Origin of the sequence: Microbacterium sp. NPDC064584 (assembly GCF_040687315.1) — a bacterium.
Taxonomy (GTDB): Bacteria; Actinomycetota; Actinomycetes; order Actinomycetales; family Microbacteriaceae; genus Microbacterium; species Microbacterium lacus.
Window position 1 is genome coordinate 233,438 of record NZ_JBFBMZ010000001.1, and the last position, 23,952, is coordinate 257,389.

At 70.5% G+C, this 23,952-nt stretch carries 24 protein-coding genes; 3 read left to right on the forward strand and 21 right to left on the reverse strand.

Annotated features, from left to right (window positions below):
* Nucleotides 1-8 precede the first annotated feature (8 nt).
* From AB0P18_RS01060 to AB0P18_RS01075, 4 genes are all read right to left on the reverse strand, one after another.
* The gene (locus tag AB0P18_RS01060; protein WP_363358533.1) at nt 9-1,847 is read right to left on the reverse strand and encodes a PEP-utilizing enzyme; all 1,839 of its coding nucleotides are present in this window, start codon (nt 1,845-1,847) and stop codon (nt 9-11) included.
* 63 nt (nt 1,848-1,910) lie between these two features.
* Nucleotides 1,911-2,984 carry a PEP/pyruvate-binding domain-containing protein gene (locus AB0P18_RS01065; protein ID WP_363358534.1) on the reverse strand — a complete coding sequence of 358 codons (1,074 nt, stop codon included), beginning with the start codon at nt 2,982-2,984 and terminating at the stop codon, nt 1,911-1,913.
* Between the two features lies 1 nt (nt 2,985).
* Nucleotides 2,986-4,293, reverse strand: a complete 1,308-nt coding sequence (locus AB0P18_RS01070; RefSeq protein WP_363358535.1) for a cytochrome P450 — start codon at nt 4,291-4,293, stop codon at nt 2,986-2,988.
* A 50-nt stretch (nt 4,294-4,343) separates the two neighbouring features.
* A complete protein-coding gene (locus AB0P18_RS01075) occupies nt 4,344-5,198 on the reverse strand; it encodes an IclR family transcriptional regulator (RefSeq protein ID WP_363358536.1) in 855 nt (284 codons plus the stop codon).
* Between the two features lie 102 nt (nt 5,199-5,300).
* On the opposite strand from AB0P18_RS01075, the gene AB0P18_RS01080 reads away from it, so the two are divergent.
* Complete coding sequence (locus AB0P18_RS01080; RefSeq protein WP_363358537.1) at nt 5,301-5,978, forward strand: HD domain-containing protein; 678 nt, start codon at nt 5,301-5,303, stop codon at nt 5,976-5,978.
* A gap of 182 nt (nt 5,979-6,160) precedes the next feature.
* Nucleotides 6,161-7,231, forward strand: coding sequence for a LacI family DNA-binding transcriptional regulator (locus AB0P18_RS01085; protein ID WP_363358538.1), 1,071 nt, complete (start codon nt 6,161-6,163; stop codon nt 7,229-7,231).
* Between the two features lie 4 nt (nt 7,232-7,235).
* Here AB0P18_RS01085 and AB0P18_RS01090 read toward each other — a convergent pair whose 3' ends face one another.
* The 6 genes from AB0P18_RS01090 to speB form a co-directional block, all read right to left on the reverse strand.
* Nucleotides 7,236-7,625: a DUF1801 domain-containing protein gene (locus AB0P18_RS01090; RefSeq protein WP_344056006.1), complete on the reverse strand. Its 390-nt coding sequence runs from the start codon at nt 7,623-7,625 to the stop codon at nt 7,236-7,238.
* Between the two features lie 44 nt (nt 7,626-7,669).
* Nucleotides 7,670-8,872: a cysteine desulfurase-like protein gene (locus AB0P18_RS01095; RefSeq protein WP_363358539.1), complete on the reverse strand. Its 1,203-nt coding sequence runs from the start codon at nt 8,870-8,872 to the stop codon at nt 7,670-7,672.
* A gap of 121 nt (nt 8,873-8,993) precedes the next feature.
* Nucleotides 8,994-9,683 (reverse strand): cyclase family protein, encoded by a 690-nt coding sequence (locus AB0P18_RS01100; protein WP_363358540.1) that lies wholly within the window; start codon nt 9,681-9,683, stop codon nt 8,994-8,996.
* Complete coding sequence (locus AB0P18_RS01105) at nt 9,673-11,049, reverse strand: cytosine permease (RefSeq protein ID WP_363358541.1); 1,377 nt, start codon at nt 11,047-11,049, stop codon at nt 9,673-9,675. Before AB0P18_RS01105 ends, AB0P18_RS01100 begins: the two co-directional genes overlap by 11 nt.
* Nucleotides 11,050-11,075: 26 nt before the next feature.
* A complete protein-coding gene (locus AB0P18_RS01110; protein WP_344056010.1) occupies nt 11,076-11,486 on the reverse strand; it encodes a nuclear transport factor 2 family protein in 411 nt (136 codons plus the stop codon).
* A complete protein-coding gene (gene speB, locus AB0P18_RS01115; RefSeq protein ID WP_363358542.1) occupies nt 11,483-12,475 on the reverse strand; it encodes an agmatinase in 993 nt (330 codons plus the stop codon). The genes AB0P18_RS01110 and speB overlap by 4 nt, the downstream gene beginning before the upstream one ends.
* A gap of 97 nt (nt 12,476-12,572) precedes the next feature.
* On the opposite strand from speB, the gene AB0P18_RS01120 reads away from it, so the two are divergent.
* On the forward strand, nt 12,573-13,154 hold the full coding sequence (locus AB0P18_RS01120) for a helix-turn-helix domain-containing protein (protein ID WP_363358543.1): 582 nt from the start codon (nt 12,573-12,575) through the stop codon (nt 13,152-13,154).
* A gap of 398 nt (nt 13,155-13,552) precedes the next feature.
* On the opposite strand, the gene AB0P18_RS01125 is transcribed toward AB0P18_RS01120, so the two are convergent.
* From AB0P18_RS01125 to ligK, 11 genes are all read right to left on the reverse strand, one after another.
* Nucleotides 13,553-14,332: an IclR family transcriptional regulator C-terminal domain-containing protein gene (locus AB0P18_RS01125; protein ID WP_363358544.1), complete on the reverse strand. Its 780-nt coding sequence runs from the start codon at nt 14,330-14,332 to the stop codon at nt 13,553-13,555.
* A gap of 117 nt (nt 14,333-14,449) precedes the next feature.
* Nucleotides 14,450-15,619, reverse strand: coding sequence for a thiolase family protein (locus tag AB0P18_RS01130; RefSeq protein WP_363358545.1), 1,170 nt, complete (start codon nt 15,617-15,619; stop codon nt 14,450-14,452).
* 1 nt (nt 15,620) lies between these two features.
* Nucleotides 15,621-16,268 carry a 3-oxoacid CoA-transferase subunit B gene (locus AB0P18_RS01135; RefSeq protein ID WP_363358546.1) on the reverse strand — a complete coding sequence of 216 codons (648 nt, stop codon included), beginning with the start codon at nt 16,266-16,268 and terminating at the stop codon, nt 15,621-15,623.
* A complete protein-coding gene (locus AB0P18_RS01140) occupies nt 16,265-17,017 on the reverse strand; it encodes a 3-oxoacid CoA-transferase subunit A (protein ID WP_363358547.1) in 753 nt (250 codons plus the stop codon). The genes AB0P18_RS01135 and AB0P18_RS01140 overlap by 4 nt, the downstream gene beginning before the upstream one ends.
* 226 nt (nt 17,018-17,243) lie before the next feature.
* Nucleotides 17,244-18,233 (reverse strand): hotdog domain-containing protein, encoded by a 990-nt coding sequence (locus AB0P18_RS01145; RefSeq protein ID WP_344050370.1) that lies wholly within the window; start codon nt 18,231-18,233, stop codon nt 17,244-17,246.
* Nucleotides 18,234-18,256: 23 nt separating this feature from the next.
* On the reverse strand, nt 18,257-18,916 hold the full coding sequence (locus AB0P18_RS01150; protein WP_363358548.1) for a substrate-binding domain-containing protein: 660 nt from the start codon (nt 18,914-18,916) through the stop codon (nt 18,257-18,259).
* Nucleotides 18,917-18,930: 14 nt separating this feature from the next.
* Nucleotides 18,931-19,986 carry an aldo/keto reductase gene (locus AB0P18_RS01155; RefSeq protein ID WP_363358549.1) on the reverse strand — a complete coding sequence of 352 codons (1,056 nt, stop codon included), beginning with the start codon at nt 19,984-19,986 and terminating at the stop codon, nt 18,931-18,933.
* On the reverse strand, nt 19,983-20,936 hold the full coding sequence (locus AB0P18_RS01160; protein WP_363358550.1) for a Gfo/Idh/MocA family oxidoreductase: 954 nt from the start codon (nt 20,934-20,936) through the stop codon (nt 19,983-19,985). The genes AB0P18_RS01155 and AB0P18_RS01160 overlap by 4 nt, the downstream gene beginning before the upstream one ends.
* On the reverse strand, nt 20,933-22,288 hold the full coding sequence (locus AB0P18_RS01165; protein ID WP_363358552.1) for a protocatechuate 4,5-dioxygenase subunit alpha/beta: 1,356 nt from the start codon (nt 22,286-22,288) through the stop codon (nt 20,933-20,935). The genes AB0P18_RS01160 and AB0P18_RS01165 overlap by 4 nt, the downstream gene beginning before the upstream one ends.
* A 1-nt stretch (nt 22,289) precedes the next feature.
* Nucleotides 22,290-23,243: an amidohydrolase family protein gene (locus AB0P18_RS01170; protein WP_363358553.1), complete on the reverse strand. Its 954-nt coding sequence runs from the start codon at nt 23,241-23,243 to the stop codon at nt 22,290-22,292.
* Nucleotides 23,240-23,944, reverse strand: coding sequence for a 4-carboxy-4-hydroxy-2-oxoadipate aldolase/oxaloacetate decarboxylase (gene ligK / locus AB0P18_RS01175; protein WP_363358554.1), 705 nt, complete (start codon nt 23,942-23,944; stop codon nt 23,240-23,242). Before ligK ends, AB0P18_RS01170 begins: the two co-directional genes overlap by 4 nt.
* Between the last annotated feature and the right edge of the window lie 8 nt (nt 23,945-23,952).

Genomic DNA, 23,952 nt, shown 5'->3' on the forward strand with positions numbered 1-23,952 from the left:
CGCGCGCCTCAGTCGAGGACCGTCACGGTGCCGGAGTTGCCATCCACGCGCAGCATCTGACCGGTGCGGATTTCGGAGGACGCGGTGCCGGTGCCGGTGACGGCGGGCATGCCGTATTCGCGGCAGACGATCGCGGCGTGGCTCATCATTCCGCCGATGTCGGTGACGGTCGCGCGGATCTTCCCGAAGATCGGTCCCCAGCTGGGCGCGGTGACGGGAGCCACGAGGATCTCGCCCTCCTGCACGTCGGCGAGCTGGTCGGCGCTGGAGATCACGCGGGCGGGCCCCTCGGCGATGCCCGGTGAGGCGGCCATCCCCTTGAGGGTGCCTTCGGGGACGTCGCCCTTGCCGAGCCAGTTCTGGATCTGGTCGTCGGTGATGCCCCACAGCATGAGCGTGAAGGGTTCGGTGATCACCGCGGGGGGCGTGTTCAGCGCCGGCTGCGGGCGGGCGGTGGAGAGCGCCTCGATGATCCCGCGGCGACGCTCGATCTCGGCGGGCCAGTAGTCGGGTCCGATCGCGGGCGCGCCGACCATCCACGCGTTCACGTAGTCGAAGAGCGCTTCGCGCACCTCGTCGCGGCGGAGATAGAACATGTCGTTCGCCTGCGGCCAGAAGCCCTGCGCGTGCAGCACGGCCGAGAGCTGGCGGGCCTTGCGCCAGAAGACGCCCATCGTCCAGTGCTCGATGTGGAAGTTGTGGTTCTCCACGTACGGGTACACCGTGCGCGCGAGGCCCAGCTTGCCGTGGAAGGTCTCCAGAGCCTCGCCGTCCAGCAGTTCGGCGTACTCCCCGGTGATGCGGTCGCGCTCGGCGATGAGCTCATCGACGTGCCGGTCGATGTCGGCGCCGTTCTGCAGCCGCTCGATGTAGCCCTTGACGAACGCGAGCGGAGTCTCGGGCACGTCGCGCCAGTACTCGTCGTGCGCGTAGAAGCCGTTTCCGGTCGTGAAGTTGAACCACGGGTCCTGGGCGCCCTGCCACGCCTGCGTCCATGCCTCGCCGGCGGGGTCGGCAGCGATCGCCGCGAGCAGGGCGGCGGCATCCGACGTGTCGGCGAAATGAGCAACGAGTCCGTCGCGTACCGCGATCTTCGCGAGGTTCTTCAGCTCGTCGTCGGGACGAAACAGCTCCATGTCGACGCCCTGCACCATCGTCGCGATCGCCTGGTCGGGGATGCGGGGGAAGACCTCCTTGCAGAACATGAAGAGGTCGAGGTACGCGACGTAGCCGAGGTTCAGGAACTCGAAGTGGTACTGCCACGCGCGGTAGGCCAGCGCGATGAGGCGGTCGTAGTCGGCAAGGAGCTCGGTGGAGGGGCCGGTGCCCTTGCCGCTGAGCACGTCGTCGATCGCGATCGCATCCGGAAGGGCGGCGAACTCGATGGACTCGAGCTCGTCGATCGTGGCCTTGAGCTTCGTGTGCCAGTTGGCCAGCAGGCTCTCCCAGTTCTGGAAGTAATGGCCGGCGCGCTGCATGAACTGCGGGACGCGCGCCTCGATGTGCTGCGGGTCGACGGCGACGGGCGACATGAAGACGTACCCGTTGTGGATGCGGTACTCGATGCCGTTCGCCGTCGGGATCAGCAGCTGCCGGGAGTTGTACTGGCCGAGACACCCGACGGCGAACTCGAACCCGATCGTCTCGAACGGCTTCGTGACGGTGGGCCAGTGCTGGCTGTCGCAGAACCAGAACTTCGCCTCCTCGGTCTCGCGACGGTTGTCCTGGAAGACCAGGTTGTAGGCGTAGAGGTCCTTCCAGCCCTCGGCGCCGGCGGGAGCCGGCTGCTCGTAGGGGCTCGGGAAGGCGTTCTTCGCGGGTGAGAGGACAGCGGTCGCCTGTGACATGTCGGGCCTTTCGGGTTGCGGTTCGGGTTGTTCGGGTGATGCGGGTTGTCGTGCGGGGTCTGCTCAGCGGCCGATCTGGGCCATGAGCGACTGGGTGATGCTCGCGATGCCGAAGCCGGAGGTCGACGGGGCCTTCTCGCTCGCCTTGGAAGCCCAGACCGTCTCGGGGCGCGACTGCAGAAGCAGCAGGTTCTCGCCGTCCGGGAGCCCCCGGTCGATCGCCCACTCGATGTCCTGCGGTGAGCCGAAGTGCTTCTCGGCGCGTTTGGCCATCGCGGCGACCGCCGTCACCTCCGCGTCGGTCAGGCACCGGACGCTGCGCCGATCGGGCTCGACCTCGTGCTCGCGGATGCCGCGGGCGTCGGCATCCGGAACCAGCTCGATGTGCTTGTCGCCCAGGTGTTCCGCCGAGATCGTGAGCATGACCTTGTCGACGTGCAGATTGTCGGGGGTGACCAGGCCCGAGACGACGAGCTCGCCGAGCCCCCACGCGGCGTCGATCACGATCGTGGACCGGTCACCGTTGGACGGGTCGACGGTCATCGCGACGCCGGCGGCCTTCGCGTCGACCATCTTCTGCACCGCGACCGCCATCGACAGGCCTTCGTTCGGGATCCCGGCGCGCAAGCGGTAGACGATCGCGCGGGACGTGTACAGCGACGCCCAGCAGCGCCGCACGTGCTCGGCGACCTCGTCGCGACCGATGAGCCAGAGGTAGGTGTCCTGCTGGCCGGCGAAGCTCGCATCGGGCAGGTCCTCAGCCGTGGCGGAGGAGCGGACGGCGACCGGGGTCTCCTCGGCGAAGCGCGACTGCAGCGCGGCGTACGCCTCGGAGAACTCGTCGTGGATCTCCGGCGGCACCGGGCGCTTGAGGATCTCGTCGCGGATCTGCGCGGAGACCCGGTCGATGCTCTCGACGTCGTCGGGGTCGATCGTGGCGAGCAGGGCGTGGATGTCGTCGGCGATGCCGGAGCTCTCGATGAAGGCCGTGTACGCGTCCGTGGTGATCGCGAAGCCGGGAGGGACCGGCATCCCGGCCGTCGTGAGGGCGACGAGCGAGGCGCACTTGCCGCCGAGGAGCTCGATCGGTGCGGGGCCGGTCTCGTCGAAGAAGCGGGTGAACAGGCGCTCTGACATGTCAGGCCTCCCAGGTGACGGGGACGGACGTGGGGACGCGGAAGGAGAGGTTCTCGCCGAATGCGATCGGGGCGCCGGTCAGGCGCAGGCTCGGCACGGCGGCTGCCGTCTCTTCGAGGACGATGCGGTCCTGGAGCTTGGCGAGCATGTTGCCGAGGCAGTAGTGGATGCCGTATCCGAACGACATGTGGTTGCGCGCGTCGGTGCGGTCGATGTCGAACACGTCGGGGTGGGCGAACACGTCCTCGTCGCGGTTGGCCGAGCCCATCACGAGCAGGATGCCGGCGCCCTCGGGAATCGGCACTCCTCCGATCTCGGTGTCGCGGAGGGCCTTGCGGCGCCAGGCGACGATCGAGCCGCTGTAGCGGAGGACCTCGTCGATCGCCGACGGGATGCGGGACGGATCGGCGACGATCGCCTCCCATGCCGCCCGGTGGCCGAGGAGGACGCGGATCGAGTTCGCGATCAGGGTCGTCGTCGTCTCGTGGCCGGCGAACAGCAGGCTGTAGCAGAGCGAGGCGATCTCATGATCGGTGATCTCGGCGCCAGCACCCTGGGCTTCGACGAGGTCCGCGATCAGGCTGTCGCCGCCCTCCTGGTGGGCTTCGACGACCAGGCGCTGGCACTCCTGCCAGTACTCGATGAGGTTGTGCGCGTGCGGGATCTGCTGCTCGTCGCTGAGGTCGCCCCACGTCATCGCGCCCCGCGAGTCCGACCAGCGCTTGTACGTGGGCACCATCGCGGGGTCGACGCCGAGGAGCGTGAGGATCGTGATCGTCGGGATGTCGAAGGCGATGTCGCGGAGGAAGTCGCCCTGCCGCTCGGGGGTGGCGAGCATGCGCCGCAGCGCGGCACGCGTGTTCTCGCGGATCGTCGGCTCAAGCGCCTTGAACCGCCGCGGCGTGAACGCGCGCTGGGCGATCGCGCGGATGCGGGTGTGGTCCGGGGGGATGCGGGCCGACAGGCCGGAGTACGCCGTGAAGCCCCCCTCCTTCATGATCCGCGTCGCTTCCGGGCCGCGCTCGCGCACCGGGGCCTGCGCGTTCTCGCTCGAGAAGGTCTCCCAGTCGTCGAACACGGCGCGGACGTCGGCCCAGCGTGTGACGACCCAGAGACCGACCCGCTCGTCGTACATGACGGGCTCTTCGCGGCGCAGGCGCTCGTAGGCGGGGAAGGGGTCGGTCATGTCGAACGGCTCGTACCCGTGGTGGTCGGCGCCGGCGGTGAAGGCCGTGTGGTCGACGGGGCAAGCGGCATCCGCGGCCCTCGAGGGCGCCGCCTCGTGCAGGTCGGTGCGGGATGCTGCCATGACGACTCCTTCGTTCTGCGCCGGTGCAGGGGCACCACTGGGTGCGCTGGTCACATTCCACCTCCGCCCTTCGCGCCGCCGGTAGCGGACTTCCGCTGAGTGGAAATGAGGTGCTCCGGGCCGCGGGGCTCCGGCCTCACGGCTCGCAGGGAGAAGCCGCCGACGCTGCGCTCGATGCGATGCGCGATGCCGCGCATCGCCGGCAGGTGCCGCTCCAGCCCCTCCGCGGTGTCGGCAGCGGTCACGAGTCCCAGGGCAGCCCCGATGCCCCCGTCGCGCTGGAAGATCGGCACCGCGATCGAGGCGGAGCCCAGGCGCACCTCATCGGCGGTCAGGGCGTAGCCACGGGCGCGGATGACGTCCAGCTCGATCCGCAGGGCGTCGGGATCGACGTGCGTCTTCGGGGTGCGGCTCTCCAGCGGCTGGGCGAGGACCGCCTCGCGCAGCCAGGACTCCTCATGGGCCAGGAGCACCTTCCCCACCGCCGTGGCGTGCAGCGGCAGCCGCCCGCCCACGCGGGAGGCCTGCGGCACGCGCCGCGAGCCGTACACGCGGTCGATGTAGAGCGCCTCGGTGCGCTCGCGGACGGCGATGTGGACGGTCTCCTGCGTGAGGCTGTAGAGGTCCTGCAGGAGCGGACGGGCGATGTCGCGCACCTGCCGGCCCGCGTGCTGGCCGAGCTCCCACAGGCGCAGGCCGATCTGGTAGCGGCCGTTGTCGTCGCGCTGGAGCGCACCCCAGTCCTCGAGCTCGGCGAGCAGGCGGTGGGTCGTGCTGAGCGCGAGTCCCGTCTCCTGACTGATCTCGGTGAGGCTGCGCGGCGAGAGCGACTGCTCGAACACCGCCAGGATCGACAGCATCCGGCCCGCCACCGTCTGCCCCGGACTGCTCACTCCGCCGGCCATGTCGGCCTCCTCGCCTCGGAGCGCTCCTCGGCGAGCGCTCGCACTTCCGATGAGCGGAAGCGTACTTGCCTGCGGGCCGCTGCGGCTGGGAGTGTGACCCGCATGAGCTCGCCGACGTCGACGCGCCTGAACCGGGACATCCGCGCGCACATCCCGCCGGCATCCGACGTGCCCGGCGTGATATCCCTGCGCGAAGCGGATGCCGCCGTGTGGCGGCTCGCCGCCCCGCACCTCGCGGTCCGCAACAACGACAGCCACACGCTGTACGCGTACGGAATCGCGCGCGCCCTCCTCCCCCTCGTGCCGGATGCCGACCCCGACGTCGTGCTGCCCGCGATCCTTCTGCACGACACCGGCTGGTCCACGGTGTCGGAGGCGCTGATTCTGGAGGCGATCGCGCCGGGCGGCGGACGGCCGGACCTCGTGCGCCGGCATGAGGTCGAGGGCGCTCGGATCGCGTCGTCCGTGTTGTCGGAGCTCGGCCGTCCCGCAGAGCTGGTCGCGCGCGTCGTTGAGATCATCGACGGACACGACTCCCGGTCGGTTGCGCTCTCCCCCTCGGATGCCGTCGTCAAGGATGCCGACAAGGTGTGGCGGGTCACACCCCACGGGGTCGACATCGTGTGCGGCTGGTTCGACCTGACGCGGGAGGAATCGCTGCGAATCACGTCGCTGCGCGTACAGGGGAGCTTGTTCACCGAGCCCGCCCGCGCGATGGCGCGCGGCTTCGCGGCGATCGGGTCGATCGACGTCGCGCCGGAGCGCCAGACCCTGCGCTGACCTGCCCGTCCCGCCCCGCGTCGTCGCCTAATGCACGAGCTCTTGCCGAGCGAACGGGACAGGAACGCACACACGCCGTGCACTCGGCGCGGAGCCGTGCACTCGGCGCGGAACGGGCGCCGCGCCCCCGGGCGGAGTAGCATCACTGCGTCCACGGTCGCAGTCTCGAGGGGAAGGTGCGCATGGCCCTGCCCACCCGCCCCGCCGGCCGCGGCACCGGCCGACCCAACCTCGAGCAGGTCGCGGCCGTCGCGGGCGTCTCCCGCGCCACTGTGTCACGAGTCGTGAACCGCGTCCCCTCCGTCGACCCGGACACCCGCGCTCGGGTCGAGAAGGCGATCGACGAGATGGGGTACGTCCCGAACCACGCCGCCCGGAGCCTGGTCACCCACCGCACCGACACGATCGCGCTCGTCGCCGCCGAACCGGACCCGCGGGTCTTCGGCGACCCGTTCTTCTCGGCGATCATCCGCGGGGTCAGTCAGGAGCTCATGGATGCCGGGCTGCAGACCACGCTCCTGATGGCGCAGTCCTACCCCGACCTCGACCGCATCCAGCGGTATCTGCGGACCGCTCCCCTCGACGGCGTCCTGCTGATCTCGGAGCACGCCGACCACGACCCGATCCCCGCCGCCATGGCCGCGGCCGGAGTCCCCCTCGTGATCGGCGGCAGGCCCGTGCAGACCGACATCGAGGTGCCGTACGTCGACAACGACAACGTCGGAGGAGCACGTCTGGCAGCCGAGCACCTGATCGCGCGCGGCTGCCGTCGCATCGCGACCGTCGCCGGCCCCGAGGACATGTCGGCGGCGACCGACCGCCTCGACGGCTTCCGCGCGGCGCTCGGCGACGCGTTCGATCCGGCGCTGGTCGAGCACGGCGACTTCACACAGACCGGAGGAGAATCGGCGACCGAGCAATTGCTCGAGCGCTCGGCTGACATCGACGGCCTGTTCGCGGCATCCGACCTGATGGCCTTCGGAGCCCTGCGCGCCCTCCGCCGGGCCGGCCGCCGCGTTCCCGACGACGTCGCCGTCGTCGGCTTCGATGACATTCCGCTTGCCGCCGCGGCGGAGCCGCCGCTCACAACGATCCGGCAGCAGACCGTTCGGCAGGGGCGCGCGATGGCGCGACTGCTCCTCTCGATCGCGCGCCCGGATCTGGCGGTCGCCACGGGCGACGGCATCCCCGATGTGAACGGCGTCGACCGGATCGTGCTGCCGGTCGAACTCGTGGTGCGCGAGTCCGCCTGAGCGGCTAGGCCCGGGCCCAGGCGATCTCGACCAGCCGACGGAGGACGTCGGGATCGGCGTCTTCGAGCTTCTTGAGGTAGACGCAGCCGGCGCCCTCGGTGAACGTGCCGAGCTCGGGCAGCAGCGCCTCGCCTTCGGGCGCGTCCTTCAGCCCGTAGATCGTCAGTTGCGCCTTGCGCGGCGAGAAGGCCACCTTCGGCCAGCTCGCCCCCGCGGCGGTATCGGAGCTGCCGAAGCCGACGATCGAGGGTCCCCACATGACCGGTTCCACGCCGGTGACCTGCCGGAAGAGCTCGGCGAGGTCGTGACCCTCACGGACGCGGCGGGCGGGGGTCGCCGCATTCAGGAAGTCCGGAACACTGGCGTCGGTCGGGACGGTCTTCGCTCCTGCCATGCGCCCAGTGTGCCACCGACGGCCGACGTCGGGAACCGACCTTGTCAGACGAAGTCCGCGAGCCCCTCCAGCAGCCGGTCGACGTCGCGATCGTCGTTGTAGGCCGCGAGTCCGACGCGCATCCCCGCGACGACCGGGACGCCCAGCGCGCGGAACGGCTCGTGGGCGTAGAAGCTGCCGGCCGGCGCGAGGACGTCTCGCGCGGCCAGGAATCGGGCGGCCTCGCCCGCATCGCGATCGGCGAACGTGAAGAACAGCGTCGGGGTTCGGCTCATCGCCCGGGAGTGCAGGGTCACCCGCTCGCCGAACCCGGCGAGCGCGTCCTCGATGCGCTCGCGCAGCACGGTCTCATGGGCGTGGAAGAGCGCGAACGCCCGGTTCAGGCGCTCGCGTCGGCCGCCGACCGTCGAGGCCGCGGCATCCGCGATGAACTCGATCGCCGCCGTGACGCCCGCCATCGTCTCGTAGGGCAGCGTGCCCAGCTCGAAGCGCTCGGGCACGGCATCCGTCGAGGGCAGCAGCTTGTCGGGGCGGAGCGACTCCAGGAGGGCGGGCGATGCCGCGAGCGCGGCGCAGTGGGGCCCGAAGAACTTGTAGGGCGAGCAGACGAACAGATCGGCCCCGAGTGCGGCGATGTCGACGAACGCGTGCGCCGCGTGGTGCACGCCGTCGACGTAGACGAGCGCACCGACCTCGTGCGCACGGGCCGCGATCGCCGCCACCGGCGGGATCGTGCCGAGGAGATTGGATGCCGCCGTGACGGCGACCAGCCGCGTGCGCTCGTTCACGACCCCGTCGAGGTCGCTCACATCGAGTTCTGCCGTGGCCGGATCGAGGCGCAGCCAACGGACGGTGACCCCGCGGGCTTCGGCCGCTTGGATCCAAGGGCGGACGTTCGCGTCGTGATCGAGCTCGGTGACGACGACTTCGTCGCCCTCGACCCAGGTCTTCGCAAGCGCGCGGGAGAGGTCGTACGTGAGCTGAGTGGCGCTGCGGCCGAAGACGACCCCGCGCGGGTCGGCGCCCAGGAGGTCGGCGATCGCCGCGCGGAATGCGCCGACGGCCTCGTCGGCGTTGCGCTCGCTCGCCACCGAGGTACCGCGGTTGGACAGCGGCCCGGTGAGCGTGCGTGCGATCGCCTCGCCGACCGCGCGGGGGGTCTGCGTCCCGCCCGGCCCGTCGAAGTGGGCGATGCCCGATCGCAGGGACGGGAAGCTCTCACGCAGGGCGGCGACGTCCAGGCTCACGGTGCGGTCTCCTTCTCGGTCTGGTTCCTCCGTGCCCGAGCGTATCCCCGCCGAGATGGTGGCTTCGCCGCCGAAATGGTGCGTTTCCGCGCGAGATGGCGACCGACGAAGGACCCGACGGTCAGCTGCGCACGAGCGTATCGCCGTCCGCGAGGAACGCGACGGCCCGCACCGGGGCGCCGTCGACTCCGAGCTTGAGCGGGAAGAACCCGATCGTGACCCGGGACGGCAGCCCCTCCAGGCCGCACAGGTTCTCCACGATGAGCCGGTCCCGCCCGAGGACTTCCTCGTGCACCGGGAACTCCTCGCCTCCGGTCGGGTCGGGACTCAGCGTGTCGACGGCGAGCACGCACATGCCTCGGGCGACGAGTTCGCGGGCGGCGGACGCCGCAAGCGCGGGGTGACGGAGCCTGCGCTCGTCGTCGAACCACCGCGCCCACCCGGTGTCGATCACGACGATGGGCGGCACGACCGCGGGGATCGCACCGGACCGTTCGAGCCGGGCCCAGTCGTAGGTCTCGCCGTCCGCGAGTCCGTCCACCCGGATGACGAGCGCCTCGCCGTACAGCTCCGCCAGCGCGATCTCGGCCATCGTCCGCCCGCCCGGGATCGTGTGCGACGGGGCGTCGAGATGGGTGCCCGTGTGCGAGCCCATCCGGACCTCGGCGACATCGACGCCGTCATGACCGACGGTCAGGGCCGCGCCGACGTGGACGGACGGGTCACCCGGGTACACCGGCATCCCGTCGACGATGGCGTGACTGAGGTCGCGCAGCAGGCGGGGCGCTTCGCCGCGCAGCTCAGCGCTCATGCTGAACCGTCGCGAGGCTCTGCGCCGGCGCGAAGCCGCCCGTCGTGCGACCCGGAAGCGAGAGGAGCAGGTAGAGCACGAACGTCACGACGAACGAGGGCAGGGTCGCACCGAACGGCAGCGGCCAGACGTAGGCCCACACGTACGCCAGCACCGCGCCGACGAGCCACGCGCCGACCGCGAGCCAGTTGACGCCGCCGCGGTACCAGTAGCGTCCGCCCCTGTCACGCAGGATGTCCTGGGTGTACGACCCGCGCTTGATCAGGTAGTAGTCGACGATCATGATCGCGAACACCGGCGCGAACAGCGCGCCGATCGTCACCAGGAACGTCGTGAACTGCGCGAGCAGTCCGAAGAAGGTGGCGCCGATGATCGAGATGACGCCCAGAATGAGGGCGGTCGCAAGGAACGGCACCCGGCGCCCCGGGATCGCATTCACGACGGTCGTGACCATGCCGTAGACGACCATCGTGTTCGTGGCCATGACCGACAGGAAGATCGCGACGGCGAACAGTGCACCGAAGGGCTCGATGATCGTCACCGGATCGAACGCGACGGGTTCGCCGCCGCTCAGGACCACGTAGCCGATCGCGGTCGCACCCAGCGACATCGAGATGACCGTGGACAGGGTGTAGCCGACGCCGGATCCGATCGCACCCGCGCGCGTGCTGCGGGCGAAGCGGTTGAAGTCCGCCGACAGGACGGTCCATGAGATCGCGGTCGCCAGGACGACGTCGAAGACGAGGCCCGGCGAGTAGAACGGCTCCGCCGGCGCCGGGATCGCCGCGAAATCGGCGGGTCCGAACGACGTGAACGCCACGAAGAAGACGTATGCCGCGATCGCGAGGATGATCGCCGCCAACCACGGCTCGACACGCGCGACTCCGGCGTGGCCGAAGATCGCGAGGATCACCACGATCGTCTGACACAGCACCGCGAAGATCACCGGGCTGGAGAACCCGGTGAGCGTCGCGACGATGTAGTCCAGCGAGATGCCGGCGAGCATCGCCTGCACCCAGCTCCAGCCCATGAGGATCACGACGTTCGCCGCCACGGGCAGGAGGCTCCCGCGCGTGCCGAACGGGCCCCGGGTGAGGGCCATGGTCGGCAGGCCCGTACGCGTGCCGATCGCGCCGATCAGCACCAGCACGGCTGCGCCGAGGACCGTGCCACCGACGATGAGCGCCAGCACGAGTCCGTACGGCACGTCCGGAACGAAGAGCGTTCCGGTCAGCAGAGTGGTGACGACGAGGTTCGCGGCGAGCCAGATCATCAGCATCCGTCGTCCGGAGTACGTGCCGCGCACGGCTCCGGCATCATCGGACTGCTCCGCAAGTCTGTTCTCGAGGCGGGCGTAGAGCGACATCTTCGGGCTCCTTCAGGGGGTCGGTGCTATCGGGACGCCGCGTCGGGCAGCGGCGACAGGTGCTCGTGGACGGCGACCAGGCCGCCGTCCTGGGTGGTGAAGACGATGGTTTCGCGTTCGCGGTACGACTCGGGGCCGTCGGGGGTCTCCACAGAGGTGGCCACGGCGTGGGTGAACACCGCGCCGCCGGGGAAGGACTGCACGTGCTGGTCCGTGGACCGGCACGATGAGACCCGCCACCCCTCGGCGAGCCAGCCCGCCCAGAGCCGCTCGTACTCGGCACGGCTGTTCAAGCGCGCGGACTCGGTGTGGAAGACGAACGTCGCCTCCGGCGCGAAGCCGCCGAAGTAGGCGTCGGTGTCGGTGCGGGCGAAGGCGTCGACGATCGCGGATGCCGCGTCCAGGACGTCCTGCTCGGACGGGACGGTCGCGCTCATCGCGTCTCCTCCGCGCCGCGCGGCGCCATCGCGCTCAGCAGTTCGTACACGACATGGCTCGCGGCGACCGCGGTGAGCTGCGCGTGGTCATACGCCGGTGCGACCTCGACGACGTCGGCCCCGACGATGCGCAGATCGGTGAGCGCCCGCAGCATCCGGAGCAGTTCACGACTCGTGAGTCCGCCGGCCTCAGGGGTGCCGGTGCCGGGAGCGTGGGCGGGATCGAGCACGTCGATGTCGATCGAGATGTACAGCGGCGCGGTGCCGACGCGGGCGCGGATGCGGTCTACGGCGGCGGCGACGCCGTTCTCCTCGACGAACTCGCTCGTGATGATCGCGAAGCCGAGACGCGCGTCGTCCTCGAGGTCGCCCTTGTCGTACAGGGGTCCGCGGATGCCGACGTGCATGCTGGCCGTCAGATCGATCAGCCCTTCTTCCGACGCGCGGCGGAAGGGTGTGCCGTGGGTGGTGGGAGCCCCGAAATACGTGTCCCACGTGTCCAGGTGCGCATCGAAGTGCAGGACGGCGACGGGACCGTGCTGCGCGTGGATCGCCCGCAGCAGCGGGAGCGCGACCGTGTGGTCTCCACCGATCACGACGAGCCGGTCGGCCCGAGCGCCGAGCTCGCGCGCGCCGGTCTCGATCTCGGCGACGGCGGCCGAGATGTCGAACGGGTTCGCCACGAGGTCGCCGGCGTCCGCGACCTGCTGCGCTCCGAAGGGGAAGACGTCCTGCGCGGGGTTGTACGGACGGAGCAGGCGCGAGGCCTCCCGGACGTGCGCGGGCCCGAAGCGCGCGCCGGGCCGGTAGCTGACCCCGCTGTCGAAGGGGATGCCGACCACGGCGATATCGGCGTGGTCGACCTCGTCCAGCCGCGGGAGCCGGGCGAAGGTCGCGATGCCGGCGAAGCGAGGAACGAGGCTGGCGTCGACCGGGCCCCGGGGGGCGGAATCCGGGTCCGACGACGTGCCGTTCGGCGAGGGTTGCATATTTGGCAACTTTCGATACTCTGGAGACAACATCTGAGGGGACGATACGCGCACACCCCGGGCGCGTCAAGAGTCCGCTCTTCGTCGAGGAGGCCCGGTGCGCGCGATTCACCCGACCGCGGACGAGAACGCGCGACCGATCGGCGCCAAGCTGCGTGCCGCCAGGACGTCGCAGGGCATGTCGCTCGGGCAGGTCGCCGAGACGACCGGGCTGTCCAAGGGATTCCTCAGTCGCGTGGAGCGCGATGAGACCTCGCCGAGCGTGGCCACGCTCGTGCAGCTCTGCCAGGTGCTCTCCCTGCCGATGGGCGCTCTGTTCGCGGAACCCGAAGTGCAGCACGTCGCCTACGATTCGGCGCCCCGGATAAACCTCGGCGGGTTCGCCGCCGACGAGCGGCTCATGTCGCCCCGGAGCGAGCAGCGCGTGCAGCTGCTGCGCTCCGAGCTTGCGGCGGACGCCCACGGCGGCAGCGACCTGTACACGATCAACTGCGACGTCGAGGTGCTGCACGTCGTCTCCGGGACCCTGACGGTGCGCTTCTCCGACCGCAGTGTGACGGTGCACGCCGGCGACGCGCTCACGTTCCCGGGCCGGGAGCCGCACACGTGGCAGGTCGAAGGCGGCCCCGCGACCGTGCTGTGGGTCATCGTCCCGGCTCCCTGGAGCGGCTCCGCCTGACCCCGGGTGACCGCCCCGCCCCGCCCCGCCCCGCCCCGCCCCGCCCCGCCCCGCCGAGATGGTGGGTTTCCCGCCGAGATGGTGGGCACCACCTCGGCGCAGAAGCCACCATCTCGGCCCCACTTGTTCCCGGCAGCCGGGTGCTCGGGATCAAGCTGGAACGGCGGCGTCTCGGCGTACATCACCTGCAGCGAATACGGGTGCCCCGGCTCGGCGAAGGGGATGCGATGTCTTCCCCCGAGATGGCGGGTTTCCCCCCGAGATGGTGGGTTTATCCACGAGATGGTGTGCACCACCTCGGGAGAAGATGCACCACCTCCGGAGAAGATGCACCACCTCGGGAGAAGATGCACCACCTCGGCGGAAGAGGGACCACCTCGGCGGAAGAGGGAGGTCGGTCAGACCAGGTGCAGCTCGGCATCGATCGCGGCGGCGGCTGCCCGGAGCGCGGGGAGATACGCGTCCCGCACGTGCTCGACCGAATCCCGGGTCGCGCTCGTGGACACGTTCACCGCCGCGACCACGCGCCCGTCGCGGCCGTGCAGCGGCACGGCGACCGAGCGCAGACCGGGCTCGAGCTCGCCGTCGACGAGTGCCCAGCCCTGCGCGCGCACGGCGGCGAGCTCCTCCCGCAACACCTCGGGTTCGGCGAGCGTGCGTTCGGTCAGCGGACGAAGATCGGATGCCGTGAGCACGGCATCCGCATCGGACGGGCGCAGCCCCGCCAGCAGAACGCGCCCCATACTCGTCGCGTACGCCGGGAAGCGCGTGCCGATCGTGATGCGCACGCTCATGATGCGGCGGGTCGGGACGCGGGCGACGTAGACGATGTCCGTGCCGTCCAGGACTGCGGCGGACACGCTCTCGCCGACCTCACGGGACAGCGACTCGAGATGCGGCTGCACGATCTCGGGGAGCGAGAGGGAGGACAGGTAGCTGAATCCGAGTTCGAGCACGCGCGGTGTCAGCCGGAAGGACCGGTCGTCGGAGGCGACGTATCCGAGCGTCTGGAGGGTGAGGAGGAACCTGCGCGCTGCAGCCCGGGTCATGTCCGCGCGGCGAGCGACGTCGCTGAGGGTCAGCTCTGCGTGCTCAGCGTCGAACGCGCGGATCACTGCGAGACCGCGGGCCAGCGACTGCACGAAATCGCCGTTCGATGCCGCTGCGGTCTCGCTCACCGGCTCACCCTACCGATCGCGGGCGTGCAGAACTCCTCAGTATCGGTGCTCAGACTCTGCATTTCGGCCCGGGACGGGTCGCATCCGCCCGAAACTGAGGAGTTGCGCACGCGTCCCTCACCGCTCCAGCACGACGGCGAGCCCCTGGCCGACCCCGATGCAGATCGCGGCCACCGCGACGCCGCCGCCGCGGCGCGCGAGCTCGTGCGCCGCGTGGCCGATGATGCGGCCGCCCGATGCGCCGAGCGGATGCCCGATCGCGATCGCGCCGCCGTGGATGTTCACCCTCTCGGGATCCAGCTCGGGCCACAACTGCAGGCACGCGAGACTCTGCGACGCGAACGCCTCGTTGAGCTCGACGACATCGACATCGGCCCACGTCCTGCCGGCCCGTGCGAGGGCGCGGTTCGCGGCCTCGACCGGCGCGACACCGAAGACGTCGGGGTCGTTGCCGAACGCCGCGCGGCCGGCGATGCGCGCGAGCGGCTCACCGTCGAGCACGCCTTCCGCGCCGAGCAGCAGCGCCGAGGCTCCGTCGTTGATCGAGGACGAGTTTCCCGCGGTCACCGATCCCTCCGCCGCGAAGAGCGCCGTGAGGCCGCCGAGCTTCTCGAGTGTCGTGTCGACCCGGATGCCTTCATCCATCTCCAGCTCATGCCCCGGGACCTGCACGATCTCGCCTTCGTAGGCTCCGGCATCCCACCCCAGGGCTGCCAGCCGGTGGCTGCGCAGCGCGAACGCGTCCTGCGCATCTCGCGAGATGCCGTAGATCTCGGCGAGCTTCTCGGCCGACTGCCCGTTCGAGAGCGTCCAGTCCTTGCGCAGCGCGGGGTTCGTCATGCGCCAGCCGATCGCGGTGTTCCACATTGTCTGGTTGCCGGTCGCGGGAAAGGGCTTCGCGGACTTCTCCACGACGTACGGCGCCCGGCTCATCGACTCCACCCCGCCGGCGAGGATGACCTCGGCATCCCCCGCCTCGATCGCCCGCGACCCCTGGATCACGGCCTCCACCGCCGACCCGCACAGTCGGTTCACCGTTACAGCCGGCACCGCCGTCGGAAAACCCGCGAGCAGCGCGCCGAATCGCGCGACGTTGCGGTTGTCCTCGCCGGCCTGGTTCGCGTCGCCGAAGATCACGTCGTCCACCCGCGCCGGGTCGAGCCCGGTCCGCTCGACGATCGCGCGCATCACGACCGCGGCGAGGTCGTCCGGTCGCACGGAAGACAGTGCCCCGCCGGCCCGGCCGAACGGGGTGCGGACGGCGTCGTACACGAAGGATGCGGGCATGTCAGATCTCGCTTTCCGAAAGGGTCAGACCGGTGAGCTCGGACAGCGACGCGACCGTGTTGTCGCCGAACGCTTCGCGCACCGCGAACCCGTCGGGCGTCACGTCGAACACGGCGTGGTCGGTGTAGACCCGGGTGACGCAGCCGACGCCGGTGAGCGGATACGTGCACGCGACGACGAGCTTGGACTCGCCGGTCTTGGTGAGCAGGTCGGTCATGACGTAGACGGCTTTGGCGCCGATCGCGAGGTCCATCGCGCCGCCGACCGCGGGGATCGAGCCGGGCGCCCCGGTCGACCAGTTCGCCAGGTCGCCGGTCTCGCTCACCTGGAACGCGCCGAGCACGCATACGTCGAGATGGCCGCCGCGCATCATCCCGAACGAGTCCGCGTGGTGGAAGTACGCCGCACCCGGAAGGGCGGTCACCGCCTGCTTGCCGGCGTTGATCAGATCCGGGTCGACGTGCGCGGCATCCGGCGCCGGCCCCATCCCGAGGAGTCCGTTCTCCGTGTGCAGGACGATCTCCTGGTCGTCGGGCAGGAAGTTGGCCACGAGGGTCGGCGCGCCGATGCCGAGGTTCACGTACGAGCCCTCGCGGATGTCGGCGGCGATGCGCCGGGCGAGGTCCTCGCGGCTGATGCGGGTGCTCACTCGGCTGCTCCCTTCACGGATGCCGCCACCGGCCGGCCCTCGAGATCGACGCCTCCGACGAAGGCTCCCCCGTGAAGCCAGGCTCGTTCGTCGACGGCGACGACGCGGTCGACGAAGATGCCGGGGGTGACGACCGTCTCGGGATCGAGCGACCCGAGCGGCACGATCTGATCGACCTGCACGACCGAGGTGGTCGCGGCCGACGCCATGATCGGACCGAAGTTGCGCGCGGTCTCGCGGTAGACGAGGTTGCCCCAGCGGTCGGCCTTCAGTGCGCTGATGAGGGCGACGTCGGCGCGGATGGGGTATTCGAGCACGTAGTCGCGGCCGTCGATCGTGCGGGCCTCTTTGCCTGCGGCGAGCTCGGTGCCGACGCCGGTCGGCGAGAAGAACGCCCCGATGCCGGCGCCCGCGGCGCGGATGCGCTCGGCGAGGTTTCCCTGCGGCACGATCTCGAGTTCGATCTCGCCCGCGCGGTACAGGCCGTCGAACACCCAGGAGTCGTGCTGGCGCGGGAAGGAGCAGATGATCTTGCGCACGCGCTTCGCCGCCAACAGTGCCGCCAGGCCCGTGTCGCCGTTGCCCGCGTTGTTCGCCACGATCGTGAGGTCGCCCGCGCCCTGCGCGATGAGCGCATCGATGAGCTCGACCGGCTGTCCGGCGCGACCGAACCCTCCGATCATGATGGTCGAGCCGTCGGCGATGCCGGCGACCGCCGCCGCGGCGTTCCGGACGGTCTTGTCAATCATTTCGCCCCAATGTGTTCGCTCTGCGCACGCCCATACGTATATCGAACAGAATAACCGAAGTGCCGCCTCCGGCACCAGCCCCGTCGGCGCCATGCAGCGGTCGCCGCGTGCACAACCGGTCGAGCCCACACCTGCAGAACTCCACAGAACCGAGACGCTGATCGACGGATTCGCGCGGGATCGGGCCTGATCAGACCGGATCCGTGGAGTTCTGCAGAACCCCCGGCTACGGCTCGAGCGTGAGGGACGCGGCGAGCGGGACGATCGTCTCGCGCAGGGCCACGATCTCGCGCGCGTGCTCGTGCAGACGCACGTCCTCCGGGAGGACCGGCTCCCAGACCGGCACCGGCAGCGCGACGCCGTCGTCACCGGGAACGACGAACACGCTCAGGCACTGCGTCGTGAGGGTCAGGTCATCGGGGGTGCGCGGATCGGCGGTGGAGACCCGCGTGCTGATGTGCATGCTGTGCGGTCCGGTCAGCACGATGCGCGCGCTGACCTCGACGAGATCGCCGATGCGCACGGGCGCGAGGAAGTGGATGCCGCCCGAATACACCCCGACCGCGTGATCGGCCTGCGCCGAGGCGCCCGCCCACGCGACGGCGCACGCGTACGCGGCCTCGTCGATCCAGCGCATGACCGTCCCGCCGTGCGCTTTGCCCCCGAAGTTCACCACGCCGGTCGGCACGAGGAAGCGCAGCGTGGTCTGCGGCGCGGCGGAGTCGGCCGTGTACTCCTCGTCGAGCATGAGCTGCTTGATACGCGCCCTCGTGTCCATGCGCTCGAGCGCGGCCTCGGCGAGCTTGCGGTCGGACCGCGACACCGGCTGCCACTGCGGCACGGCGGTCGGCCGCCCGTCGGCACCCTTCGCGACGAAGATCAGCACGCACGTCGTCGCGGGCGTGTAATCCCGCGTGCTGACCTCGGCCGACGACACCGTCACGACGACGTGCATGCTCGACCGGCCGGTGTGCACGAGACGCGCCTGCACCTCGATGAGGCTGCCCGGCGGAATCGGCCGGCGATGGCGCACGTTGCCGACGTACGCCGTGACGCAATACGCTCCCGCCCACCCGACCGCGCACGCGTAGCCGGCCTTGTCGATCCACTCCATGACGCTGCCGGCCGCGACCGAGCGCCCCCCGGCGGCGGTGTCGGCGGGCGTCGCGAGGAAGCGCAGGACGACGCGGTCGTCCAGGGGAACGGCGGGGGTCACGGCGCCAGCATAGGGCGCGCGGCTCACGCGGGCGGGTCGAAACTGTGGGCGCGTACGACGGATGCCGCCGCACGACCCCCGAAGAACGCCAGCAACGCGCGCGCGGCGCGCGAGTCCGTGGTCACCGCACCGGCGAACACGGTGTCGATCGCGCAGTCGCGCGGGAGCACCCCGAGGATGCGGATCCCCGGCTGGCCGGCGAGCTCGCTCAGCTGCTGGAACCCGAGGTCCACCTCGCCGTCCGCGAGCAGCTGCGCGACGGGCACGCCCGCCCGCGCCTGCACGAGCCGACCGCCGATCTCGGCGCTCAGGCCCCACTCCTCGATCAGCGCGAGGAGCGCGGTGCCGCTCGGGCCGGTCGAGAACCCGATGCGCGTGGCCGCCCGGAGCGCCTCACGCACCCCTGCGGCGTCCGCGAAGGCCGGGCCGTCGATCGAGCCGGCTGCCGGAACGGCGACGGCGACCTGCGACACGGCGATCGGGGTGACGGATGCCGCATCCACGTGCCCCGCGGCGGCCAGGCGCTCGAGCGCGTCGGCGGCGAGGAACACGAGGTCGAACGGCTCCCCCGCGGCGACCCGCCGCGCGGCGTCGACCCCGCCGACCGATTCGATCTCGAGGAGGCCGAAGCCGGCATCCGCCGCCCGGGCCGCGAGGTCGCCCAGCAGGTGGCGGGTCGCCATCGACGAGATCGCCCTCATCGTCTGACCTCGCCCGTCGCCGAAACCGAGGCCGCCGCCTCGCCCTCAGGCGCCGGGGCGTCCTCGATCTCCGACGCTGTCTGATCGAGGGATTCCGCATCGACCTCGGCGGACTGCGCGGCGCCGTAGCGGGGACCCGCGACCGTCCCCGTGTCGATGAGTTCACCGGCGCGCGCGAGCAGACCCGCATCCACCACCAGCGACAGCGTCGCCTGGTTCTCACGCAGATGGGCCACCGAGGTGGTGCCCGGAATCGGCACGACGCCGCGCGCGAGCAGCCATGTCAGGGCGAGCTGGGCGGGCGTGCAGCCGGCCTCGGCGGCGAGCGCACGCCACGCGGGAAGGAGCGCGGCGTTGGCCTGCCAGTAGGGCGACTGGAAGCGCGGCATCGCCCGTCGGATGTCCTTCGGTGCGAACTCCTCCGGATCGCCCACGGCGTCCGCGAGGAACCCGCGGGCGACCGGCGAGAACGCCACGAACGCCACGCCCTGCCGGCGCGTCTCGTCCAGCATCCCGAGTTCGGCGTTACGGCTCCACAGCGAGTACTCGTTCTGCACGGCGGCGATCGGAGCAACCTCGAGCGCTTCGTGCAGACGTGCGACCGACACCTCCGACAGCCCGATCGCGCCGATCTTGCCTGCGGAGACGAGCTCGGCGAGCGCACCGACGCTCTCGCCGATCGGCACGCCGCGGTCCCACCGGTGCAGGTAGTACAGGTCGATGTGCTCGACGCCGAGGCGGCGCAGCGAGGCGTCGACCTGCGCGCGCAGCGTCTCGGGCCGCCCGTCGATCGTCTTCACGCCGTCGACGAGGGCCATCCCTCCCTTGCTCGCGAGCACGACCTCATCACGGCGCGCCGAGCCGAGAGCCGCGAGCGCGCGCCCGACGAGCTCCTCGTTGCGGCCGCCGCCGTACAGGGTCGCGGTGTCCAGCATCCCGACGCCCTCCTCGAGCGCGGCACGCAGCACCGCGAGACCTTCCTCGGGTGAGGGCGGGATGCCGTACGCATGGCTCAGCGACATGCAGCCGAGCCCGAGCCGGGGCAGGATCACGCGAGCTGTTCCTCCAGTTCCGCCAGCACCCGGTAGCAGTCCAGCACCTGCCGCACGGAGGAGTTCGGCTCGCGACCCTCGCGGATCGCGGCGATGAACTCGCGGTCCTGCAGCTCGATCCCGTTCATGCTCACCGCGACCTGCGACACGTCGATCGGGTTCTCCGCGCCGTCGACGAGGTCGTCGTAGCGGGCGATGTAGGTGCCGGTGTCGCCGATGTAGCGGAAGAACGTTCCGAACGGTCCCTCGTTGTTGAACGACAGCGACAGCGTGCAGATCGCTCCGGTCTCGCTCTTGAGCTGGATCGACATGTCCATCGCGATGCCGAGCACGGGGTGCAGCGGACCCTGCAGGGCGTTGGCCTGCACGATCCGACCCGCCTGGTAGGCGAACAGGTCGACCGTGTGCGCGGCGTGGTGCCACAGCAGGTGGTCGGTCCACGAGCGCGGCTCCCCCTTCGCGTTCGTGTTCGTGCGACGGAAGAAGTACGTCTGCACGTCCATCTGCTGCACGGCGAACTCGCCCGCCGTCACGCGCTCATGCACCCACTGGTGCGACGGGTTGAAGCGGCGGGTGTGGCCCACCATCGCCACGCGGTCCGACGCCTCCGCCGCGGCGAGGGTGGCCTGGGCGTCGGCGAGCGAGTCCGCGAGGGGGATCTCCACCTGCACGTGCTTGCCGGCGGCGAGCACCGCCTGGGTCTGCGCGGCGTGCATCTGGGTCGGCGTGGCGAGGATCACCGCGTCGACGTCGTCGCGCTCGAGGACGGCATCCAGTCCCACGACCGCGGCCGGCACGCCGTATCTCTCGGCGACCGCCTGCGTCGGCTCGGGACGCGTGCCGCTCACGACCGTGACCTCGGCGTCGTCGATCTGGGCGAGACCGTCGAGGTGCTTCATGCCGAACGCGCCGGCGGCGCCGACGACGGCGACCCGGACCTTCTCAGTCATACGGTGACTTCCTCGGGGACGGTGGCGCTCACAGTGTCGGCAGCGTCGGCCTCGGGCGCGACGGGGTTGCTGATCACGAGGTGGCCGACGGCGGTGTTGGATGCCGGCACGTGATAGAACCGGTGGTTCACGTCGGGCGCGCCACCGCCGAACTGGTCGTCCATCGCGCCGCGCGCGATCAGCCAGTCCACGAGCTCGATACCCTCCGAGCCCGCCTCGTCGACGTACTCCATGTGCGACCACTCGGTGAGTCCGAGCGGGTCGGCGATCAGGTGGTCCAGGAACGCGTTGTCCCACTCCTCGTTGATCAGGCCCGCGCGGGGTCCCTGCAGCTGGTGGCTCATCCCGCCGGTGCCCCAGATCTGCACGTTGAGCTCGGGGCCCTCCCACTTGTCCAGGGCCCGGCGGATCGCCTTGCCGAGCTCGTAGCAGCGGCGCCCCGAGGGAACGGGGTACTGCACGACGTTCACGGGGAGCGGGATGACCCGGCAGGGCCACTCCTCGACGTCGCCGAACACGAGCGAGAGCGGCACGGTCAGTCCGTGGTCGACGACCATCTCGTTCACGAGGGTGAGGTCGAAGTCGTCCTGGATCACGGACTGGGCGATGTGGGCGGCGAGCTCGGGGTACCCCTTCACATCCGGCACGGGACGCGGGCCGTAGCCTTCGTCGGCGACCGGATAGTGCTCGCCGGTACCGAGCACGAACGTCGGGATGATGTTGGAGTCGAACGCGGTCGCGTGGTCGTTGTAGACGAGGATCACGACGTCGGGCGTGTTCTCCTTCGCCCAGGTCCGCGTCCACTCGTAGCCGTCGAAGACCTTCTTCCAGTACGGCTCCTGGGTCTTGCCGTGATCCATCGCGGCGCCGATCGCCGGCACGTGCGACGTGAACAGCGCCGAGGTGAACCTCGCCGGCGCGTCCGGCCGCATCGTCGTCGCCTTCTCGGTCGACGGCGGCGCCCAGCCGTCGAGGTCCTTGAGACGGTTCCCCTCGGGACGGCGACCGCCCGAGACCATCATGTCGCGGTAGGCGGCCTCGCTCATGCCCGTCATCGACCCGGCCATCTGCTGGAAGCTCAGCCCGTGCGTGGCGCCGATCTTGCTCAGGAAGTAGATGTTGCCGCCCTCGGCGATGCACGTGTTCAGGTCGAGGTCGAGCACGGCCTGACGCTGGACGGGGGTCAGCGGCCACTCGTCGAGGTAGGCCTCACGATCGGCGAGGTACCGCTCGCGGTTCTCCGGCTTCATGAGCGACATCGAGAACTGGTTGAGGTGATACCCCTTGCGCGCCTGGTCGGCGTCGAAGATCGTCGTGCCGGGGATGTTCTTGTACGGCTTGTCCAGTGCCATGTCATGCTCCTTCAGGCCAGTAGAGGCGCAACGGGTTCTCGACGAGCAGCTTGTGCTGCAGCGCCTCCGTCGTCGCGATCTGCGGGATGTAGTCGACCAGCAGCCCGTCGTCGGGCATGTGGTCCTTCAGGTTCGGGTGGGGCCAGTCGGTCCCCCACAGCACGCGGTCGGGGAACTCCTCGACCACGCGTCGGGCGAACGGCACGACGTCGGTGTACGCGTGCTGCTCGCCGTCGAGCGCCCGGGGTCCCGTGACCGAGAGGCGCTCCGGGCACGAGACCTTGGTCCACACGTTCGGGTTCTCGCGGAGGAACCGCAGGAAGAGCCCGAACTCGGGTCCGTCAGGATCCTTCGTGACATCCGGGCGGCCCATGTGGTCCACGACGACATCCGTGGGGATGCCGGAGAAGAAGTCGTAGAGCTCGGGCAGGTCCTCGGCCTCGAAGTAGATCACGACGTGCCAGCCGAGCGGCGCGATCTTCGTCACGATCTCCTCGAGCGACGCGGTGTCGAGGCGGTCCACGAGACGCTTCACGAAGTTGAACCGCACGCCGCGGACGCCCGCGTCGTGCAGCTCGGCGAGCTCGGCATCCGTCACGTCTTTCCGCACGGTTGCGACACCGCGCGCCCGCCCGCCGCTCCGGCGGAGGGCATCCACGAGGGCGCGGTTGTCGGCGCCGTGGCACGTCGCCTGCACGATGACGTTGCGGTCGAACCCGAGGCGGTCGCGCAGGGCGAACAGCTGGTCCGCCGAGGCGTCGCACGGCGTGTACTTGCGCTCCGGGGCGAACGGGAACTCCGCGCCCGGGCCGAACACGTGGCAGTGCGCGTCCACGGCACCGACGGGCACACGGAACGTCGGCACGCTTGGGCCGTCGTACCAGTCGAGCCAGCCCGGGGTCTTCTCGAAGCCGCCGCTGGTGTGGCCGTGCGCGATGGCCTCGGTGCCGGTCACGAGCCCGCCTCCACGTAGGTCAGGCCCGCCTTCGCGAGCGGCTCGCGCATGCCGTAGATGTCGAGGCCGAGGACGCCGGCGCGGAACTTCTCGCGCTTGGCCTCCTCGTTCGCCTCCCTGGCGGCCGAGGCGTCCGCGACGGCGCCGACGAGATCGCGGGGCACGACGACGACGCCGTCGACGTCGGCGACGACGACATCGCCCGGGTTCACGAGTGCGTTCGCGACCACGACGGGGATGTTGACCGAACCCAGGGTCGCCTTGACGGTGCCCTTGGCATTGATCGCGCGCGAGAACACCGGGAAGTCCATCTTCTCGAGGTCGGCGACGTCGCGGACGCCGCCGTCGATCACGAGCCCCTTGCAACCGCGGGCGGTGAGCGAGGTCGCGAGGAGCTCGCCGAAGAAGCCGTCCTCGCTCTCGGTCGTGCATCCGGCGACGATGACGTCACCTTCCTGCACCTGTTCGGCCGCGACGTGGAACATCCAGTTGTCACCCGGCTGCAGCAGCACGGTCACCGCGGGTCCGCACAGTTTCGCACCCGTGTACGCCGGGCGGATGTAGGGGCGAAGGAGCCCCACCCGGCCCATGGCCTCGTGGATCGTGGCGACGCCGAACTGCGACAGGCGCGCGACGTCGGCGGGGTCTGGCCGCGGGATGCCGGTGCGGACGATCCCGAGGTCGTTCAGGCGCTGGGTCACGGTGTTCC

Bases quoted from the DNA above. Each gene is read 5' to 3' on its own strand.
- AB0P18_RS01085 (WP_363358538.1), top strand. From the start codon at position 6,161: ATGGCCCTGCCCACCCGCCCCGCCGGCCGCGGCACCGGCCGACCCAAC.
- AB0P18_RS01090 (WP_344056006.1), bottom strand. From the start codon at position 7,625: ATGGCAGGAGCGAAGACCGTCCCGACCGACGCCAGTGTTCCGGACTTC.
- AB0P18_RS01065 (WP_363358534.1), bottom strand. From the start codon at position 2,984: ATGTCAGAGCGCCTGTTCACCCGCTTCTTCGACGAGACCGGCCCCGCA.
- AB0P18_RS01105 (WP_363358541.1), bottom strand. From the start codon at position 11,049: ATGTCGCTCTACGCCCGCCTCGAGAACAGACTTGCGGAGCAGTCCGAT.
- speB (WP_363358542.1), bottom strand. From the start codon at position 12,475: ATGCAACCCTCGCCGAACGGCACGTCGTCGGACCCGGATTCCGCCCCC.
- AB0P18_RS01165 (WP_363358552.1), bottom strand. From the start codon at position 22,288: ATGGCACTGGACAAGCCGTACAAGAACATCCCCGGCACGACGATCTTC.
- AB0P18_RS01070 (WP_363358535.1), bottom strand. From the start codon at position 4,293: ATGGCAGCATCCCGCACCGACCTGCACGAGGCGGCGCCCTCGAGGGCC.
- AB0P18_RS01110 (WP_344056010.1), bottom strand. From the start codon at position 11,486: ATGAGCGCGACCGTCCCGTCCGAGCAGGACGTCCTGGACGCGGCATCC.
- AB0P18_RS01150 (WP_363358548.1), bottom strand. From the start codon at position 18,916: ATGGCGACCCGCCACCTGCTGGGCGACCTCGCGGCCCGGGCGGCGGAT.
- AB0P18_RS01075 (WP_363358536.1), bottom strand. From the start codon at position 5,198: ATGGCCGGCGGAGTGAGCAGTCCGGGGCAGACGGTGGCGGGCCGGATG.
- AB0P18_RS01140 (WP_363358547.1), bottom strand. From the start codon at position 17,017: ATGATTGACAAGACCGTCCGGAACGCCGCGGCGGCGGTCGCCGGCATC.
- AB0P18_RS01080 (WP_363358537.1), top strand. From the start codon at position 5,301: ATGAGCTCGCCGACGTCGACGCGCCTGAACCGGGACATCCGCGCGCAC.
- AB0P18_RS01130 (WP_363358545.1), bottom strand. From the start codon at position 15,619: ATGCCCGCATCCTTCGTGTACGACGCCGTCCGCACCCCGTTCGGCCGG.
- AB0P18_RS01100 (WP_363358540.1), bottom strand. From the start codon at position 9,683: ATGAGCGCTGAGCTGCGCGGCGAAGCGCCCCGCCTGCTGCGCGACCTC.
- AB0P18_RS01160 (WP_363358550.1), bottom strand. From the start codon at position 20,936: ATGACTGAGAAGGTCCGGGTCGCCGTCGTCGGCGCCGCCGGCGCGTTC.
- AB0P18_RS01060 (WP_363358533.1), bottom strand. From the start codon at position 1,847: ATGTCACAGGCGACCGCTGTCCTCTCACCCGCGAAGAACGCCTTCCCG.